Raw genomic sequence first — 2,164 nt, 5'->3', positions numbered from 1 at the left:
CCCCCGCCCGCCCCACCCCCACCCGGGACGGGGGCGGGCGAACACCGGCACCGGCGCGAGCCGGTATCGCCGCACCCCCGGAGATGAACGGTTTTCCCACACAGATCGACGGCAGGCACGCCGCTTCGGATTGCCACGCGCGAATAGGCGCGATTTACTGGTACGGAACGCGGGCCAGGGGAACGACCGCCAGGGAGGTGCGCTCCATGTTGTTGAGTTTCCGGGTGGCGAACCATCGCTCGATCCGTCGCGAACAGCAGCTCAATCTGCACCCCGTCTACGACGCGGACCGCCCCGAAGACACCCAGTGGCAGGCCGTTCCCGTGGCGGGGGTCTTCGGAGCCAACGCTTCCGGGAAGTCCAACGTGGTCAGCGCCCTGCAGTACATGGCCCGGATGGTCGTCTCCTCCCATCGGGACGCCGAACCTGACGGCGGGGTCGAACGGAGCCCGTTCCTGCTGGACGAGGAGGCCGCGGACGAGCCGTCCTGGTTCGTCGTCGATCTGCTGCTGGGCGGCGTGCGCTACACGTACGGTTTCGGCGTCGACGATCACCGCGTCGTCGAGGAGTGGCTGGACAGCTATCCCCAGGGCCGGAAGCGTGAGGTGTTCTCGCGAGAACTGGACGTGGTCAGACCCGGTGCGTCCCAGCAGTCCCGTGAGCTCGCCCTGGTCGAGAGCATCACGGAGCCGAACGTGCTGTTCCTGTCCCTGGCCGCCCGCTCGAAGCAGCCCGATTTCCGTCCCGTGTACGACTGGTTCGCGCGCAGCCTGCAGTTCCGCCGTTCAAACGGCACGCGGTCGGTCGGTATGTCCGCGACGCGCGCCCTCCAGGAGGCCGAACGGCACCCTGAGATCATGGATCTCCTCCGGGCGGCCGATCTCGGCATCGAGGAGTGCGGTACGGAACGCGTGCTCATGAACGAGGAGGAGCTGCGGCGCCGTTTCGGGTCTCGGCTGCCCAGCAGCCTCCTGCGCGAACTGGAGAACGGCGGGCCCCGGGAGGCGATTCGGCCGTGGCTGGGGCACCGCGGGCGTGACGGGATCGTCCAGATGGAGTTGCACGACGAGTCCTCGGGCACCCAGGCCCTGCTGGAACAGGCACCCCGGTTCCTCTCGGTCCTGCGCCAGGGCGGGACCTTCGTCGTCGACGAGATCGACGCCAGCCTGCACACCCTGTTGACCGCCCGTCTGATCGGCCTCTTCCAGAGCGCGGACACCAACCCCCACGGCGCCCAGTTGATCTTCACGAGCCACGACGCGAGTCTGCTCGGGCGCAAGGAGGGCGAGGACATCCTCAAACGTGACCAGGTCTGGTTCGTCGAGAAGGACCGGTACGGCGAGACATCCGCGTATTCCCTCGCGGAGTTCAAGCCGAGGCGCGATGAGAACCGGGAGCGGCGGTACCTGGGGGGCAGCTACGGCGGGGTCCCGTTCCTCGACGAGGGGTTCGCCGACGCCGTGCGGAGAAGGGGTGGGGACGCTGGCCAGGACACCGAAACCGAGCGGCCGAGCCGCCAGGCCACGGCGTGAGACGGAGCTGACGCGTCGCACGGAGACGAGGGAGAGCGCCGACCAGATCATGGTCGTCTGCGGAGCCGAGTCGACGGAGATCGACTATCTGAGCGGTTTCAGGGCGCACTTCAAGCGGCGGAACCTCTCCGTCCGGGTGACCAAGAAGCCGGGCTCCCCGCTTCAGCTGGTCCAGTACGCCGCCGATCGCTGGGGAGGCGCTGACCGGGAGTTCGACCAGATCTGGTGTGTCACCGACGTCGACGAGTACGGCGATCTGACGACCGCGATGAACCTCGCCACCGAGTCCGGCATCGAACTCGCCGTCTCCAACCCCTGCTTCGAGGTCTGGCTGCTCCTCCACCACAGTGATCAACACGGTTGGCTGAAGGACTACCGGGCCGTCAGGACACTGCTGCGCAAGCACGTCGAGGTGCGCACGGACAAGTCACTCGACTTCGAACGCGACTACGGCAACGCCCGCTGGCGCCTGGCGGCGCGACGCGCGAGGCTGCTGGCCCCGGAGCACGGGGAGCACATGGCGAACCCGTCCACGCGCATGTGGAAGCTGGCGCTGGTCATCAGCGGCGAGGACGACGACCGCGACGGGTGAGGATGTGCCTGCCGGGCCGGCCGGCGTGTCAGGGCGGGGG

General features: G+C 68.3%; 2 protein-coding genes. Both read left to right on the top strand.

What is annotated here, in order from left to right:
* The first annotated feature begins 206 nt into the window (after window positions 1-206).
* On the top strand, window positions 207-1,532 hold the full coding sequence (locus E0D90_RS25225) for an AAA family ATPase (protein WP_130800234.1): 1,326 nt from the start codon (window positions 207-209) through the stop codon (window positions 1,530-1,532).
* Between the two features lie 49 nt (window positions 1,533-1,581).
* The gene (locus E0D90_RS25220; protein WP_157996953.1) at window positions 1,582-2,124 is read left to right on the top strand and encodes an RloB family protein; all 543 of its coding nucleotides are present in this window, start codon (window positions 1,582-1,584) and stop codon (window positions 2,122-2,124) included.
* The last annotated feature ends 40 nt before the right edge of the window (window positions 2,125-2,164 follow it).

The organism is Streptomyces otsuchiensis, assembly GCF_004305975.1.
GTDB classification, from domain to species: Bacteria; Actinomycetota; Actinomycetes; order Streptomycetales; family Streptomycetaceae; genus Streptomyces; species Streptomyces otsuchiensis.
Note: the sequence above shows the minus strand (reverse complement) of the source record. Positions and strands in the feature narration are given on the sequence as shown.

Bases quoted from the DNA above. Each gene is read 5' to 3' on its own strand.
- E0D90_RS25225 (WP_130800234.1), top strand. From the start codon at position 207: ATGTTGTTGAGTTTCCGGGTGGCGAACCATCGCTCGATCCGTCGCGAA.
- E0D90_RS25220 (WP_157996953.1), top strand. From the start codon at position 1,582: ATGGTCGTCTGCGGAGCCGAGTCGACGGAGATCGACTATCTGAGCGGT.